General features: G+C 61.9%; 8 protein-coding genes. 6 read left to right on the top strand and 2 right to left on the bottom strand.

All coding sequences use genetic code 11. The annotated features are described in order from the left end of the window. From ACCC96_RS21130 to ACCC96_RS21105, 6 genes are all read left to right on the top strand, one after another. A partial coding sequence (locus tag ACCC96_RS21130; protein WP_413696809.1) for an MdtA/MuxA family multidrug efflux RND transporter periplasmic adaptor subunit occupies window positions 1-1136 on the top strand: 1136 nt, incomplete at its 5' end. Continuing rightward, window positions 1133-4237, top strand: a complete 3105-nt coding sequence (locus tag ACCC96_RS21125; RefSeq protein WP_413696808.1) for an MdtB/MuxB family multidrug efflux RND transporter permease subunit — start codon at window positions 1133-1135, stop codon at window positions 4235-4237. The genes ACCC96_RS21130 and ACCC96_RS21125, both read left to right, overlap by 4 nt. Further along, window positions 4234-7341, top strand: coding sequence for an efflux RND transporter permease subunit (locus ACCC96_RS21120; RefSeq protein ID WP_413696807.1), 3108 nt, complete (start codon window positions 4234-4236; stop codon window positions 7339-7341). Before ACCC96_RS21125 ends, ACCC96_RS21120 begins: the two co-directional genes overlap by 4 nt. Continuing rightward, window positions 7338-8819 (top strand): efflux transporter outer membrane subunit, encoded by a 1482-nt coding sequence (locus ACCC96_RS21115; RefSeq protein WP_413696806.1) that lies wholly within the window; start codon window positions 7338-7340, stop codon window positions 8817-8819. The genes ACCC96_RS21120 and ACCC96_RS21115 overlap by 4 nt, the downstream gene beginning before the upstream one ends. 259 nt (window positions 8820-9078) lie before the next feature. Then, window positions 9079-11214, top strand: coding sequence for a putative bifunctional diguanylate cyclase/phosphodiesterase (locus ACCC96_RS21110; protein WP_413696805.1), 2136 nt, complete (start codon window positions 9079-9081; stop codon window positions 11212-11214). A 193-nt stretch (window positions 11215-11407) separates the two neighbouring features. Further along, entirely contained in the window at window positions 11408-12154 is a 747-nt protein-coding gene (locus ACCC96_RS21105) for an SDR family oxidoreductase (RefSeq protein ID WP_018926135.1), read from the top strand. A gap of 62 nt (window positions 12155-12216) precedes the next feature. On the opposite strand, the gene mapR is transcribed toward ACCC96_RS21105, so the two are convergent. Beyond that, window positions 12217-13626, bottom strand: coding sequence for a GntR family transcriptional regulator MpaR (mapR, locus tag ACCC96_RS21100; protein ID WP_018926134.1), 1410 nt, complete (start codon window positions 13624-13626; stop codon window positions 12217-12219). A gap of 175 nt (window positions 13627-13801) precedes the next feature. After that, window positions 13802-15232, bottom strand: coding sequence for a cytochrome c oxidase accessory protein CcoG (ccoG, locus tag ACCC96_RS21095; protein ID WP_258668608.1), 1431 nt, complete (start codon window positions 15230-15232; stop codon window positions 13802-13804). Window positions 15233-15295: the final 63 nt, after the last annotated feature.

The following is a 15295-nucleotide window of genomic DNA, read 5'->3' as shown; positions in this document are numbered from 1 at the left end:
GTCCGGGATTCGGCGGGGCGACGGGGCCGGTTCCGGTGCGCGTGGCGCCGGTGGTCAAAGGCGATTTTCCGCTGTATTACAAGGCGCTGGGCACGGTCACGGCGCTGAACACCATCAATGTGCGCAGCCGCGTCGGTGGCGAACTGGTCAAGGTCTATTTCGAAGAAGGGCAGATGGTCAAGGCGGGTGACCTGCTGGCCGAGATCGATCCACGTCCTTATCAGAATGCCTTGCTCCAGGCCGAAGGCACCTTGCTGCAGAATCAGGCGCAATTGAAAAACGCCCAGGTCGACGTCGAGCGTTATCGTGGCCTGTACCGCGAAGACAGTATCGCCAAGCAAACCCTGGACACCGCCGAAGCGCTGGTCGCCCAGTATCAGGGCACGGTCAAGACCAATCAGGCGGCGGTCAACGACGCCAAGCTCAATCTCGAATTCACCAAGATCCGCGCTCCGATCACCGGGCGTGTGGGCCTGCGGCAGCTGGACGTCGGCAACCTTGTGGCGGCCAACGACACCACGGCGCTGGTGATCATCACCCAGACCCAGCCGATCAGCGTGGCGTTTACCTTGCCGGAAAATAGCCTGGACACCGTGCTGACCCGCTATCGCACCGGCGCCAAGCTGCCCGCCGAAGCCTGGGACCGCGGCGACACCCAATTGCAGGCCACCGGCGTGTTGCAGAGCCTCGATAACCAGATCGACGTCACCACCGGCACCCTGAAATTCAAGGCCCGCTACGAGAACCGCGATCAAGCGCTGTTCCCGAATCAGTTCGTCAACGTGCACCTGCTGGCCGATACCCTTAAAGATGTGGTGCTTGCACCCTCGGCGGCGATCCAGTTCGGCACCAACGGCACATTCGTCTATGCGCTGGACGGCGACAAGAAGGTCACCATCCGCCAGTTGAAAGTCGGCGCCAGTGACGGGGAAAACACCGTGATCACCGAAGGCCTGGCCATCGGTGATCGGGTGGTGCTGGAAGGCACCGACCGCCTGAAGGACGGCAGCGAAGTGGAAGTGGTCAACGACAGCAAGGATGTACCGACCACTCCGACCGAACATCTGCAAGGCAAATCGGCGGCGACCCCAGGCGAGCCGGCGACCACCGACAAGGCGAAAAAGGGCGGCGCATGAACATCTCGCGGCCGTTCATCCTTCGCCCGGTCGCCACGACCCTGAGCATGCTGGCCATTATTCTGGCCGGTGTGATCGCTTATCGGCTGCTGCCGGTGTCGGCATTGCCCCAGGTCGATTACCCGACCATCCGCGTCATGACGCTCTATCCCGGCGCCAGCCCGGATGTCATGACCAGCGCCGTGACCGCGCCGCTGGAACGTCAGTTCGGCCAGATGCCCGGCCTGACCCAGATGGCCTCGACCAGTTCCGGCGGTGCCTCGGTGTTGACCCTGCGGTTCAGCCTCGACATCAATATGGACGTCGCCGAGCAGCAAGTGCAGGCCGCGATCAACGCCGCGACCAATTTGCTGCCCAAGGATTTGCCGGCGCCGCCGGTGTACAACAAGGTCAACCCGGCGGATACCCCGGTGCTGACCCTGGCCATCACCTCTAAAACCATGCTGCTGCCCAAGCTCAATGACTTGGTCGACACCCGTATGGCGCAGAAAATCGCCCAGATCAGCGGCGTCGGCATGGTCACTATTGCCGGCGGTCAGCGTCAGGCGGTGCGGATCAAGGTCAACCCCGAGGCCCTGGCGGCCAACGGCCTGAACCTGTCGGATGTGCGCACCTTGATCGGTGCCTCCAACGTCAACCAGCCCAAGGGCAACTTCGACGGCCCGACCCGGGTGTCGATGCTCGACGCCAACGACCAGCTGACGTCACCCAAGGACTACGCCAACCTGATTCTGGCCTATAAAAACGGCGCGCCGTTGCGGCTCAAGGATGTGGCGGAGATCGTCGACGGCGCCGAGAACGAACGCCTGGCGGCATGGGCCAATGAAAACCAGGCCGTGCTGCTGAACATCCAGCGTCAGCCTGGCGCCAACGTCATCGAGGTGGTCGACCGGATCAAGGCCTTGCTGCCGAGCATCACCGACAACCTGCCGGCCGGCCTCGACGTCACGGTGCTCACCGATCGCACCCAGACCATCCGCGCTTCGGTCACCGATGTGCAACACGAACTGCTGATCGCCATCGCCCTGGTGGTGATGGTCACGTTCCTGTTCCTGCGGCGGGCCAGTGCCACGATCATTCCGTCGGTGGCGGTGCCGCTGTCGTTGATCGGCACCTTCGGCGTGATGTACCTCGCCGGGTTTTCGGTCAACAACCTGACCCTGATGGCGCTGACCATCGCCACCGGTTTCGTGGTGGATGATGCGATCGTCATGCTGGAGAACATTTCCCGCTTCATCGAAGAGGGCGACAGCCCGCTGCAAGCGGCGCTCAAGGGCGCCAAGCAGATCGGCTTCACCCTGATTTCCCTGACCCTGTCGTTGATCGCGGTGCTGATTCCGTTGCTGTTCATGGCCGATGTGGTGGGGCGTTTGTTCCGCGAGTTCGCGATCACGTTGGCGGTGGCGATCCTGATTTCGCTGGTGGTGTCCCTGACCCTGACGCCGATGATGTGCGCGCGGTTGCTCAAGCGTGAGCCCAAGGAAAAAGATCAGGGCTGGTTCTACCGCTCCAGTGGCGCGACCATCGACTGGATGATCGCCGCCTACGGGCGCAAGTTGCAGTGGGTGCTCAAGCATCAGCCGCTGACCTTGCTGGTTGCCATCGGCACCCTGGCATTGACCGTATTCCTGTACATGGTGGTGCCCAAGGGGTTCTTCCCGGTGCAGGACACCGGGGTGATCCAGGGGATTTCCGAGGCGCCGCAGTCGATTTCCTTCGCGGCGATGAGCGAGCGCCAGCAGGAGTTGGCCAAGGTGATTCTGGCTGACCCTGCGGTCGAGAGCCTGTCGTCCTACATCGGGGTCGATGGCGACAACTCGACGCTTAATAGCGGTCGGTTACTGATCAACCTCAAGTCCCACAGCCACCGCAACCTGAGCGCCACCCAAGTCATTGCCCGCTTGCAACCGGAGCTGGACAAGCTGGTTGGCATTCGCCTGTTCATGCAGCCGGTGCAGGACCTGACCATTGAAGATCGGGTCAGCCGTACGCAGTACCAGTTCAGCATGTCGTCGCCGGATGCCGAGTTGCTCAACCTGTGGAGCGGGCGTCTGGTCGAAGCCCTGGCGCAACGACCGGAACTGACCGATGTTGCCAGCGATTTGCAGGACAAAGGTTTGCAGGTTTATCTGGTGATCGACCGCGATGCGGCGTCGCGGGTTGGCGTATCGGTGTCGAACATCACCGATGCGCTCTACGACGCCTTCGGCCAGCGGCAGATTTCCACCATATACACCCAGGCCAGCCAGTACCGCGTGGTGCTGCAATCGCAGTCCGGCGAGAAGATCGGCCCCGATGCGCTGAACCAGATTCACGTCAAGACCACCGATGGCGGGCAAGTGCGCCTGTCCAGCCTGGCGCATGTCGAGGAGCGTCAGGCGCAACTGGCGATCACCCACATCGGCCAGTTCCCGGCGGTGATGATGTCGTTCAACCTGGCGCCCGGCGTGGCGTTGGGGCATGCGGTGCAGATCATCGATCAGGTGCAGAAAGACATCGGTATGCCGATTGGCGTGCAGACCCAGTTCCAGGGCGCGGCCGAAGCATTCCAGGCGTCGCTGTCGAGCACTTTGCTGCTGATTCTGGCGGCGGTGGTGACCATGTACATCGTGCTCGGCGTGCTCTACGAGAGCTACATTCACCCGATCACCATCCTCTCGACCTTGCCCTCGGCGGCGGTCGGCGCCTTGCTGGCGCTGCTGTTGAGCGGTAATGACCTGGGGATGATCGCGATCATCGGCATCATCTTGCTGATCGGTATCGTGAAAAAGAACGCGATCATGATGATCGACTTCGCCCTCGAGGCTGAACGTAATCAGGGCATGGACCCGCAGGCTGCGATCTATCAGGCGGCGCTGCTGCGCTTCCGGCCGATTCTGATGACCACCCTGGCGGCATTGTTCGGCGCGGTGCCACTGATGCTCGCCACCGGTTCCGGCGCGGAGTTGCGCCAGCCTTTGGGTCTGGTGATGGTCGGTGGCTTGCTGGTGAGTCAGGTGCTGACGCTGTTTACCACGCCTGTCATTTACCTGTACTTCGACCGCCTCGGGCGGCGCTGGGGTCGTAAGGCCCAGTCCGTGGACCCGGTAGAGCAGCCATGAACCTGTCCGGACCTTTCATCAAGCGCCCGGTCGCGACGATGTTGCTGAGCCTGGCGATCATGCTGCTGGGCGGCGTGAGCTTCGGCCTGTTGCCGGTATCGCCCCTGCCGCAGATGGATTTTCCGGTGATCGTGGTTCAGGCCAGTCTGCCTGGAGCGAGCCCAGAGGTCATGGCCTCAACCGTGGCCACGCCGCTGGAGCGTTCCTTCGGCACCATCGCCGGGGTCAACACCATGAGCAGCCGCTCCAGCCAGGGCTCGACCCGGGTGATTCTGCAGTTCGACCTGGACCGCGACATCAACGGCGCGGCGCGGGAAGTGCAGGCGGCGATCAACGCCTCGCGCAACCTGCTGCCGAGCGGGATGCGCAGCATGCCGACCTACAAGAAGGTCAACCCATCGCAAGCGCCGATCATGGTGCTGTCGCTGACCTCGGATGTACTGGAAAAAGGCCAGCTCTACGACTTGGCCTCGACCATTCTGTCCCAGAGCCTGTCCCAGGTGCAGGGCGTAGGTGAAGTGCAGATCGGCGGCAGTTCGTTGCCGGCGGTGCGCATCGAACTCGAACCCCAGGCGCTCAACCAGTACGGCGTGGCGCTGGACGATGTGCGTACCACCATCGCCAACGCCAACGTGCGCCGGCCCAAGGGCTCGGTCGAAGACGGCCAGCGGCTGTGGCAGGTCCAGGCCAACGATCAGCTGGAAAAGGCCAAGGATTACGAGTCGCTGATCATTCACTACGCAGACGGCGCGGCCCTGCGATTGAAGGATGTGGCCAAGGTCAGCGACAGCGTCGAGGACCGCTATAACAGCGGGTTCTTCAATGACGACGCAGCGGTGTTGCTGGTGATCAACCGCCAGGCCGGCGCCAACATCATCGAGACGGTCAACGAGATCAAGGCGCAGTTGCCGGCATTGCAGGCGGTGCTGCCGGCCAGCGTCAAGCTGAACCTGGCGATGGACCGTTCGCCGGTGATCAAGGCCACCCTGCACGAAGCGGAAATGACCCTGCTGATTGCCGTGGCGCTGGTGATTCTGGTGGTGTTCCTGTTCCTCGGTAACTTTCGCGCCTCGCTGATCCCGACCCTGGCGGTGCCAGTATCGTTGGTGGGTACGTTTGCGGTGATGTACCTCTATGGGTTCTCCCTGAACAACCTGTCGCTGATGGCGCTGATTCTGGCCACCGGGCTGGTAGTGGACGATGCCATCGTGGTGCTGGAGAACATTTCCCGACACATCGACAAGGGCGTTCCGCCGATGAAGGCCGCGTACCTCGGGGCGCAGGAAGTCGGCTTCACGCTGCTGTCGATGAACGTCTCGCTGGTGGCGGTGTTCCTGTCGATCCTGTTCATGGGCGGGATCATCGAAAGCCTGTTCCGCGAGTTTTCCATCACCCTGGCGGCGGCTATCGTGGTGTCGTTGCTGGTGTCGCTGACGCTGACGCCAATGCTTTGTGCGCGCTGGCTCAAGCCGCATACGCCGGGGCAGGAAAACCGTCTGCAACGCTGGAGCCAGCGGGCCAATGAGTGGATGGTCGGCAAATACGCCACCAGCCTCGACTGGGTGCTGCGTCACCGCCGACTGACCTTGCTCAGTCTGTTCGTGACGATTGGCGTAAACATTATGCTGTATGTTGTTGTTCCTAAAACCTTTCTTCCCCAGCAAGACACCGGCCAGCTGATCGGTTTTGTGCGCGGCGATAATGGCCTGTCGTTCAGCGTGATGCAGCCGAAGATGGAAACCTTCCGCCGCGCGGTGTTGAAGGACGAGGCGGTGCAAAGCGTTGCAGGGTTCATCGGTGGCAACAACGGCACCAATAACGCGTTCATGCTGGTGCGGCTCAAGCCGATCAAGGAACGCAACCTGTCCGCGCAGAAAGTCATCGAGCGTTTGCGCAAGGAAATGCCCAAGGTGCCCGGTGCGCAGTTGATGCTGATGGCCGACCAGGACCTGCAATTCGGCGGCGGTCGCGAGCAAACCACCTCGCAGTACTCCTACATCCTGCAAAGTGGCGATCTCGGTGCGTTACGCGAGTGGTATCCGAAAGTCGTTGCCGCCTTCAAGGCCCTGCCTGAGCTGACGGCGATCGACGCCCGCGAAGGCCGTGGCGCCCAGCAAGTGACGCTGATCGTCGATCGCGATCAGGCCAAGCGGCTGGGCGTGGACATGAACATGGTCACGGCGGTGCTGAACAACGCCTATAGCCAGCGGCAGATTTCGACGATCTACGACAGCCTCAACCAATATCAGGTGGTGATGGAGGTCAATCCGAAATACGCCCAGGACCCGGTCACCCTGAACCAGGTCAAAGTGATCACTGCCGACGGCGCGCGAATTCCGTTGTCGACCATCGCCCACTATGAGAGCAGCCTGGAAAACGACCGGGTCAGCCACGAAGGCCAGTTCGCTTCGGAAAGCATCGCCTTCGACATGGCCGAAGGGGTGACGGTGGAGCAGGGCTCGGCAGCCATCGAACGAGCGATTGCCAAGGTCGGCCTGCCGGAAGACGTGATCGCGAAAATGGCCGGCACCGCCGACGCCTTCGCCGCCGCACAGAAGAGCCAGCCGTGGATGATTCTCGGCGCGCTGGTCGCGGTGTATCTGGTGCTGGGTGTGCTGTATGAAAGCTACATTCATCCGCTGACCATTCTTTCGACCTTACCGTCGGCCGGGGTCGGCGCGCTGCTGTCGATCTATGTGCTGGGCGGTGAGTTCAGCCTGATCTCCTTGTTGGGGCTGTTCCTGTTGATTGGCGTTGTGAAGAAAAACGCCATTCTGATGATCGACCTGGCGCTGCAACTGGAACGGCACCAGGGCCTGGAGCCGCTGGAATCGATCCGCAGCGCCTGCCTGCAACGGCTGCGACCGATTCTGATGACCACCCTGGCGGCGATCCTCGGTGCCTTGCCGTTGCTGCTGAGCCGCGCCGAAGGGGCGGAAATGCGTCAGCCGCTGGGCCTGACCATCATCGGCGGGCTGGTCTTCAGCCAGGTGCTGACCCTTTACACCACCCCGGTGGTTTACCTCTATCTCGACAAACTGCGCCATCGTTTCAACCGCTGGCGTGGGGTGCGTACCGATGCTGCTCTGGAAACTCCGCTATGACTGACCGTTCGCTTCTCAACCTGGCTGCACCGCTGATCACGGCCCGAGGCTCGCGTTTGCTGAGCTTGTCGCTGTGCGTGGCAATGCTCAGCGCCTGCGCCATCGGCCCGGATTACCAGCGCCCGCAAACCGCCGCACCTGCGCAGTACAAAGAGGCGGCCGGCTGGCGTCAGGCCAACCCCAGCGACTCGTTGGCGCGCGGTGCCTGGTGGGAGCTGTATGGCGATCAGCAGCTCAACGGCCTGATCGAAAAGCTTAACAGCGCCAACCAGACCGTTGCCCAGTCCGAGGCCCAGTACCGTCAGGCCCAGGCCTTGGTGCGCAGTGCCCGGGGGGCATTTTTCCCGACGGTGGACCTGACCGTCAGCAAGAACCGCTCCAGCCAGGGCACCGGCAGCAGCAGTTCGAGCCTGAGCAGTTCGTCCAGCGGTATCCGTGACACTTATTCGGCACAGGCCGGGGTCAGTTGGGAAGCCGACATCTGGGGCAAATTGCGCCGAGGCCTGGAAGCCGACACGGCCAATGCCCAGGCGAGCTTTGCCGACCTGGCGGCGATGCGCCTGAGCCAGCAATCGGAACTGGTGCAGAACTACCTGCAACTTCGGGTGATCGACGAACAGAAACGCCTGCTGGAAGCGACAGTCGAGGCCTATCAGCGCTCGCTGAAAATGACCGAAAACCAGTACCGCGCCGGCGTCTCCGGCAAGGATGCGGTGGCCCAGGCCACCACTCAGCTCAAAACCACTCAGGCGGAGATGGTCGACCTGATCTGGCAGCGCGCGCAGTTCGAGAACGCCATCGCCGTGCTGACCGGCCTGCCGCCGGCCGAATTCAGCCTGGCCGAAACCAAAGACATTCCGGCGTTGCCTCAAGTGCCGCTGAGCCTGCCTTCACAGTTGCTGGAACGCCGTCCGGACATCGCCTCCGCCGAGCGCTCGGTGATGGCCGCCAACGCCAACATCGGCGTGGCCAAAGCTGCCTATTACCCGGACCTTACCCTGAACATGAACGGCGGTTATAGCAGTAGCACTTACGCCAACTGGATCAGCCTGCCGAACCGTTTCTGGTCGGTCGGGCCGCAACTGGCCATGACCCTGTTCGACGGCGGGCAGCGCTCGGCCGAAGTCGATCGCAGTGAAGCGGCTTACGACGAGACTGTCGCCAAGTACCGCCAGACCGTGCTCGATGGTTTTCGCGAGGTAGAAAATTACCTGGTGCAGCTCAAGGTGCTGGAAGACGAAGCGGTCGTGCGCCAGGAAGCTCTGGATGCGGCGCGCGAGTCCCTTCGCTTGACCCAGAACCAGTACAAGGCCGGGTTGATCGCTTATCTGGATGTGGTGGTGGTTCAGGCCACGGCGTTGAACAACGAACGCAACGTGCTGAACTTGTTGCAGAGTCGGTTGATTGCCAGCGTGCAATTGATTGCTGCGCTGGGCGGTGGGTGGGACGGGCAGCTTCAGGTGAGCGACAAGCAATAACCCCGTCCCTGTGGCGAGGGAGCTTGCTCCCGCTCGGCTGCGAAGCAGTCGCAAACCGATTGATCCGTTTTGTCTGAATGTACGCGTGAGCATCTTTGGGACGGCTTCGCCGTCCAGCGGGAGCAAGCTCCCTCGCCACAATCATCTTGGTGGCCTTTTGATTACTTTGTGAGTGCGTTCGTCCGCGGAATCAGTACAATCGCCGGCTTTGCTCCCCGAGAACAAACACAGTATGGCGGGGGCTGTTGCGAGAAATCCCATGCTCATTGGTAGTTATTCCCTTACGCTGGTTTTCATATCGCTGTGCGTGGCGATACTGGCCTCTTATACCGCGCTTGACCTCACCGGACGCATCGCCACGGCGAAGGGCCGAGCGGTGCATTTATGGACGGCGGGCGGCGCTTTTGCGATGGGCATCGGCGTGTGGTCGATGCATTTCATCGGCATGCTTGCGTTCACATTGCCAATCGACCTGGGCTACGACACCACCCTCACGGCGCTGTCGCTGTTGATCGCGGTCCTGTCCTGTGGTTTTGCTCTGTGGCTGGTCAGTCAGCCACGGCTGCCGGCCTGGCAACTGGCGTTCGGCGCACTGGTCATGGGCGCTGGTATCAGCGCCATGCATTACACCGGCATGGCCGCCATGCGCATGCAGCCGGGCATCGATTACGACCCGACGCTGTTTGGCGCGTCGCTGCTGATTGCCGTCGGCGCGTCGGGCGCGGCGTTATGGATTGCTTTCCGCCTGCGCCAGCACACGCCGCATGTTCGCCTGTTCCGTGCGGGTGCTGCAGTCATCATGGGTATCGCCATCGTCGGCATGCACTATACCGGCATGGCCGCGGCGCGCTTTGCCGTCGGCAGTTTCTGTGGTGCGGCGGTCAGCGGCTTGAACGGCAAGGGGCTGGACAGCCTGGTGCTGATCACCACCTTGGCGATACTGAGCATCGCCTTGCTGACATCGATCCTCGATGCCCGCCTGGAGGCTCGCACCGCGGACCTCGCCCATTCGCTGACCGTGGCCAACCGCGAACTCACTCAGCTGGCCCTGCACGATACCCTGACCGGTTTGCCCAACCGCATGTTGCTGGCCGACCGTATCGATCAGGCCATGTCGAAAGTGCAGGAGCAGGGCGGCTGTTTTGCGTTGATGTTCATTGATCTGGACGGCTTCAAACCGGTCAACGATGCGTTTGGCCATCACATGGGCGACCAGCTATTGCGCGAAGTTGCACTGCGCCTGCGCGAAGACCTGCGTAGCCAGGACACCCTGGCGCGGATCGGCGGCGACGAGTTCGTGTTGCTGGTGCGCCTGAACGAGCCGAACGATGCGCTGAGCCTGGCGGAGCGTCAGGTCGGGTTGATTGCGCGCTCGTTCCGGGTCGCAGAACATGACTTGCAGATTTCCGCCAGTGTCGGCATCGCGCTCTATCCGGGCAACGGTCAGACGGCCGATGAGTTGCTGATGAACGCCGATGCCGCGATGTACCACGCCAAAGGCGCCGGGAAAAACGGTCATCGCTTCTTCGACGCCTCGATGAACAGCAACGCGCGCAAACAGCTGCAATTGCTCCAGGACTTGCGCAGTGCCGTCGACCAGCAACAGTTCAAACTTTATTACCAGCCCAAATTCGACGCCGGTCATGGCCGACCGGTGGGCGCCGAGGCGTTGCTGCGCTGGGAGCATCCGACCCTGGGCCTGCTGCAGCCGGACACGTTCATTGACCTTGCGGAGAAGACCGGGCTGATCATTCCGATTGGCGAGTGGGTGCTCAACGAAGCCTGCCGGCAGATGCGCGAGTGGTACGTGCTCGGTTACACCGATTGGCGTATCGCGGTGAACCTCTCGGCCTTGCAATTCTGCCATGCGGGGCTGGTGCAGAGCGTTGCCAAAGCCCTGGCCACCCATCATCTGCCGGCCAACAGCCTGACCCTGGAAATCACCGAAACCACCGCCATGAGCGACGCCGATGCGAGCATGACGGTGTTGCAGGAGCTGTCGGAAATGGGCGTCGACCTGTCCATCGATGACTTCGGTACCGGCTATTCGAGCTTGATGTACCTCAAGCGCCTGCCGGCTAATGAGCTGAAGATCGACCGGGGTTTCGTCCGCGATCTGGAGCACGATAGTGACGACGCGGCCATTGTCTCGGCCATCGTCGCCCTGGGCCAGGCGCTGGGCCTGCGGATCGTCGCCGAAGGGGTGGAAACCGGTGTCCAGCAGGACTTCCTGACCCAGCTGGGCTGCGACTCGTTGCAGGGCTACCTGCTCGGGCACCCGCTACCGGCCGATCGCTTCATGGTCGACATTCACCGAGCGGAACAGGTTGGGGACGTCGTACCTGTAGCAGCTGCCGAGCCTGCGAGGCTGCGTTCGGCGGCGAAGCCGTCGTAAACCCTACATGCAAGGTTGTGCCGACACACCGCGATAGCCCATTTCACGACGGCTTCGCCGCCGAACGCAGCCTCGCAGGCTCGGCAGCTGCTACAAGATGTACCATGCCCCTTGATGTGGACCCATGCAAAACCCGCCAATGGCGGTTATTCTTGGCCCCGACTGCTTACGCTTGGAACGGGGGAAAGCCTGCATGGACAAAGTCATCGTCATCACCGGCGGCAGCCGCGGAATCGGTGCCGCCACGGCCCTGTTGGCCGCCGAGCAAGGTTATCGGATCTGCATCAACTATCAGTCCGACGAACAGGCGGCGCTCAGTGTGCTGGAGCAAGTCCGCGCTCGCGGCGCCCAAGCTATCGCCGTGCGCGCCGACGTCAGCATCGAAGACGAAGTGATCGCACTGTTTCATCGGGTGGACACCGAACTGGGCCGGGTCACCGCGCTGGTGAACAACGCCGGCACCGTCGGGCAAAAGTCGCGGATCGACGAAATGTCGGAATTCCGCATTCTGAAAATCCTCAAGACCAACGTCCTGGCTCCGATCCTCTGCGCCAAACACGCGATTTTGCGCATGTCGCCCAAACACGGCGGGCAGGGCGGCAGCATCGTCAACGTCTCCTCGGTCGCCTCGCGTTTGGGCTCACCCAACGAGTACGTGGATTACGCCGCGTCAAAGGGGGCGCTGGACACCTTCACCATCGGCCTGTCCAAGGAAGTGGCGGGCGAGGGGATTCGCGTCAATGCGGTGCGTCCGGGTTACATCTACACCGATTTCCATGCATTGAGCGGCGATCCGGACCGGGTCAGCAAGCTGGAATCGGCGATTCCGATGGCACGCGGTGGGCGGCCGGATGAAGTGGCGGAGGCGATTGTGTGGTTGTTGTCGGATAAGGCGTCGTATGCGACCGGGACGTTTGTTGATTTGGGTGGGGGGCGGTAAAGATCAGGAGCAAGATCAAAAGATCGCAGCCTTCGGCAGCTCCTACGCGCCTGTGGGCGCTGTTAAAAGGACCTGACAATCCGCCCCAACGTCTCCATCGCCTTCTCCGAATCCTCGGTCCACGGGCTGCCGTAATTCAACCGAATACAATTCCTGAACCGCTGGGTCGGTGAAAAAATCGGCCCCGGTGCAATGCTGATCCCCTGCGCTAATGCCATCTGGAACAACTTCAACGAATCCATCTGCGGTGGCAGTTCCAGCCACAGGAAGTAACCGCCGGCCGGTTGACTGACGCGGGTCTGGGCCGGGAAGTAGCGGGCGATGGCGGCGAGCATGGCACTTTGCTGTTCTTCCAGGGCGTAACGCAGTTTGCGCAGGTGCCGGTCGTAGCCGCCGTGTTGCAGGTAATCGGCGATGGCGGCCTGGGCAGGCATCGAAGCGCACAGCGAGGTCATGAGTTTCAGCCGTTCGATTTTCTGCGCATAGCGCCCGGCGGCGACCCAGCCGATGCGGTAGCCGGGGGCCAGGCTCTTGGCGAACGAACCGCAATGCATCACCAGCCCTTCGGTGTCGAACGCCTTGGCCGGTTTCGGCGCCTGTTGGCCGTAATAGAGCTCGGCGTAGACGTCATCCTCGATCAGCGGCACCTGATGGCTGCGCAACAACTCCACCAGTTCCTGTTTCTTCGCCTCGGGCATGGTCGCGCCCATGGGGTTCTGGAAACTTGTCATGCACCAGCAGGCCTTGATCGGGTGCCGTTCCAGGGTCTGGGCGAGTACGCCGAGGTCGATGCCGTCTCGCGGGTGGACGGGGATTTCCACGGCTTTGAGCTTCAGCCGTTCCAGCACTTGCAGGCTGGCGTAAAACGCCGGGGCTTCGATGGCCACCAGATCGCCAGGCTCGGTGACGGCTTGCAGGCACAGGTTCAGCGCTTCCAGCGCACCGTTGGTGATCAGCAGTTCTTCCATCGGCAGCATCAGCCCGCCGACCATGTAGCGCAGGGCGATTTGCCGACGCAGTTGCGGGTTGCCCGGCGACATGTCGGTGACCACCATGCGCGGGTCCATCTCCCGGGAAGCACTGGCCAGCGAGCGGGACAAGCGCTGCAGCGGGAACAGCGTGGGGCTGGGGAAGGCCGAGCCGAAGGGTACTGTGGTCGGGTCCTTGATCGAGTCCAGCACTGAGAACACCAGTTCGCTGACGTCGACTTCGGTGGACTCGTTGACCTGGCTGCTGATCACCGGCTCCGAGAACGGGCTTGGTGCATGCGCATTGACGAAGTAGCCGGAACGCGGTCGCGCGCGGATCAGGCCACGACGTTCGAGCAGGTAATAGGCCTGGAACACCGTGGACGGGCTGACGCCGTAGGTCTGGCTGGCGTAGCGTACCGACGGCACCCGATGGCCGGGGCCAAGTACGCCGGAGCGGATCAGTTCAGCGATGTCGTCGGCGAATTTTTCGTAGCGTTTCATCGAGTGCCCGGTTAGTGAATTGTGCATTTTGTGGCGAGGGGGCTCGCCCCCGTTGGGTCGCGAAGCGGCCCCCTACATTTTTCAGACATACCGAGTTGTCTGGTTTTGCGACTGCTTCGCAGCCGAACGGGGGCAAGCCCCCTCGCCACAGGACAAAGGATTGCATCTTAAAGGCTCAGCGGTTCATCGGTGCAACAAACCGGCTCTTGGCCACGCTATAGATGTCCGGCTCATCGCTGTCGACAATTTTGAAACTGATCGTCTGCGAGCTGCTGCTTGGCCGTTCCGTGGTCATCGCCACCGACACCGGCACATCGACAATTTCACCGGGGGCCAGGCTCAGTTCGGTCTTGCCTTGCAACTGGAAGCCGTCGTCATCGACCAGCGTCAGACGGTAATCCTGACGTTGCTGGGTCTTGTTGATGACCTTCAGGCTATAGATGTTTTCGATCTGGCCTTCACTGTTCTCGCGGAACAGGCCACGGTCCTTGCTCACGTCCAGCGAGACCATCGGCCGTTCCACCAGGGCCAGGGCGAAGGCGCCGATCATCACCAACAGCACCGCGGTGTAACCGATCAGGCGCGGGCGCAGCAGGTGGGTCTTGCCACCCTGCAATTGATGCTCCGAGGTGTAGCTGATCAGCCCTCGGTCGTAACCCATTTTGTCCATGATCGAATCGCAGGCGTCGATGCATGCGGCGCAACCGATGCATTCCATCTGCAAGCCATCGCGGATGTCGATGCCGGTCGGGCAAACCTGGACGCACACCTGACAGTCGATGCAATCGCCCAGTCCGACCTCGGCGGGTTTCACTTCACGTTTGCGCGGGCCACGGTTTTCGCCGCGAGCCACGTCGTAGGAAATGGTCAGGGTGTCCTTGTCGAACATCACGCTCTGGAACCGCGCATACGGGCACATGTGCATGCACACGGCTTCACGTAGCCAGCCGGCGTTGATGTAAGTGGCGCCGGTGAAAAACAGCACCCAGAACAGGCTGACACCGCCGATTTGCAAAGTCAGCAGCTCTTCGGCCAGGGGCCGGATCGGTGTGAAGTAGCCGACAAAGGTCAGGCCGGTGAGCAGGCTGATCGCCAGCCACAAGGTGTGTTTGGCCGAGCGGCGGAGCAGTTTGTTCAGGCCCCAGGGCGCGGCTTGCAGCTTGATCCGCTGGTTGCGCTCGCCTTCGGTGATCTTCTCGCACCACATGAAGATCCAGGTCCAGGAGCTCTGGGGGCAGGTGTAACCGCACCAGACCCGGCCTGCGAACACGGTGATCGCAAACAGACCGAAGGCGGCGATGATCAGCAGCGCCGACAGCAGGATGAAATCCTGGGGCCAGAAGGTCGCGCCGAAGATGTGGAATTTGCTTTCGGACAGGTCCCAGAGCACCGCCTGGCGGCCGCCCCAGTTCAGCCATACCGTGCCGAAGAACAGCAGAAACAGAAACCCCGCGCCGCTCATGCGCAGGGTGCGGAACAGGCCGGTGAAGCTGCGGGTGTGGATCAGGTTGTCGCTGGACTTGGCCTTCATCTTTGGACGCGAAGGCTCATTGTTTTTTATAAACGAGGCAGGTTCAACGGTTCGGACGGGGATTCTATCGCTCATGGTCTTTCGCTCATCAGCCTCCATCAGGCCTGAGCACTATGACCAGCGATCTGTTTGCATAAC

Source organism: Pseudomonas sp. Pseusp11 (assembly GCF_047304405.1).
Classification (GTDB): Bacteria; Pseudomonadota; Gammaproteobacteria; order Pseudomonadales; family Pseudomonadaceae; genus Aquipseudomonas.
This window is presented reverse-complemented; position numbering and strand designations above follow the sequence as displayed.

Bases quoted from the DNA above. Each gene is read 5' to 3' on its own strand.
- ACCC96_RS21125 (WP_413696808.1), top strand. From the start codon at position 1,133: ATGAACATCTCGCGGCCGTTCATCCTTCGCCCGGTCGCCACGACCCTG.
- mapR (WP_018926134.1), bottom strand. From the start codon at position 13,626: ATGAAACGCTACGAAAAATTCGCCGACGACATCGCTGAACTGATCCGC.
- ccoG (WP_258668608.1), bottom strand. From the start codon at position 15,232: ATGAGCGATAGAATCCCCGTCCGAACCGTTGAACCTGCCTCGTTTATA.
- ACCC96_RS21120 (WP_413696807.1), top strand. From the start codon at position 4,234: ATGAACCTGTCCGGACCTTTCATCAAGCGCCCGGTCGCGACGATGTTG.
- ACCC96_RS21110 (WP_413696805.1), top strand. From the start codon at position 9,079: ATGCTCATTGGTAGTTATTCCCTTACGCTGGTTTTCATATCGCTGTGC.
- ACCC96_RS21105 (WP_018926135.1), top strand. From the start codon at position 11,408: ATGGACAAAGTCATCGTCATCACCGGCGGCAGCCGCGGAATCGGTGCC.
- ACCC96_RS21115 (WP_413696806.1), top strand. From the start codon at position 7,338: ATGACTGACCGTTCGCTTCTCAACCTGGCTGCACCGCTGATCACGGCC.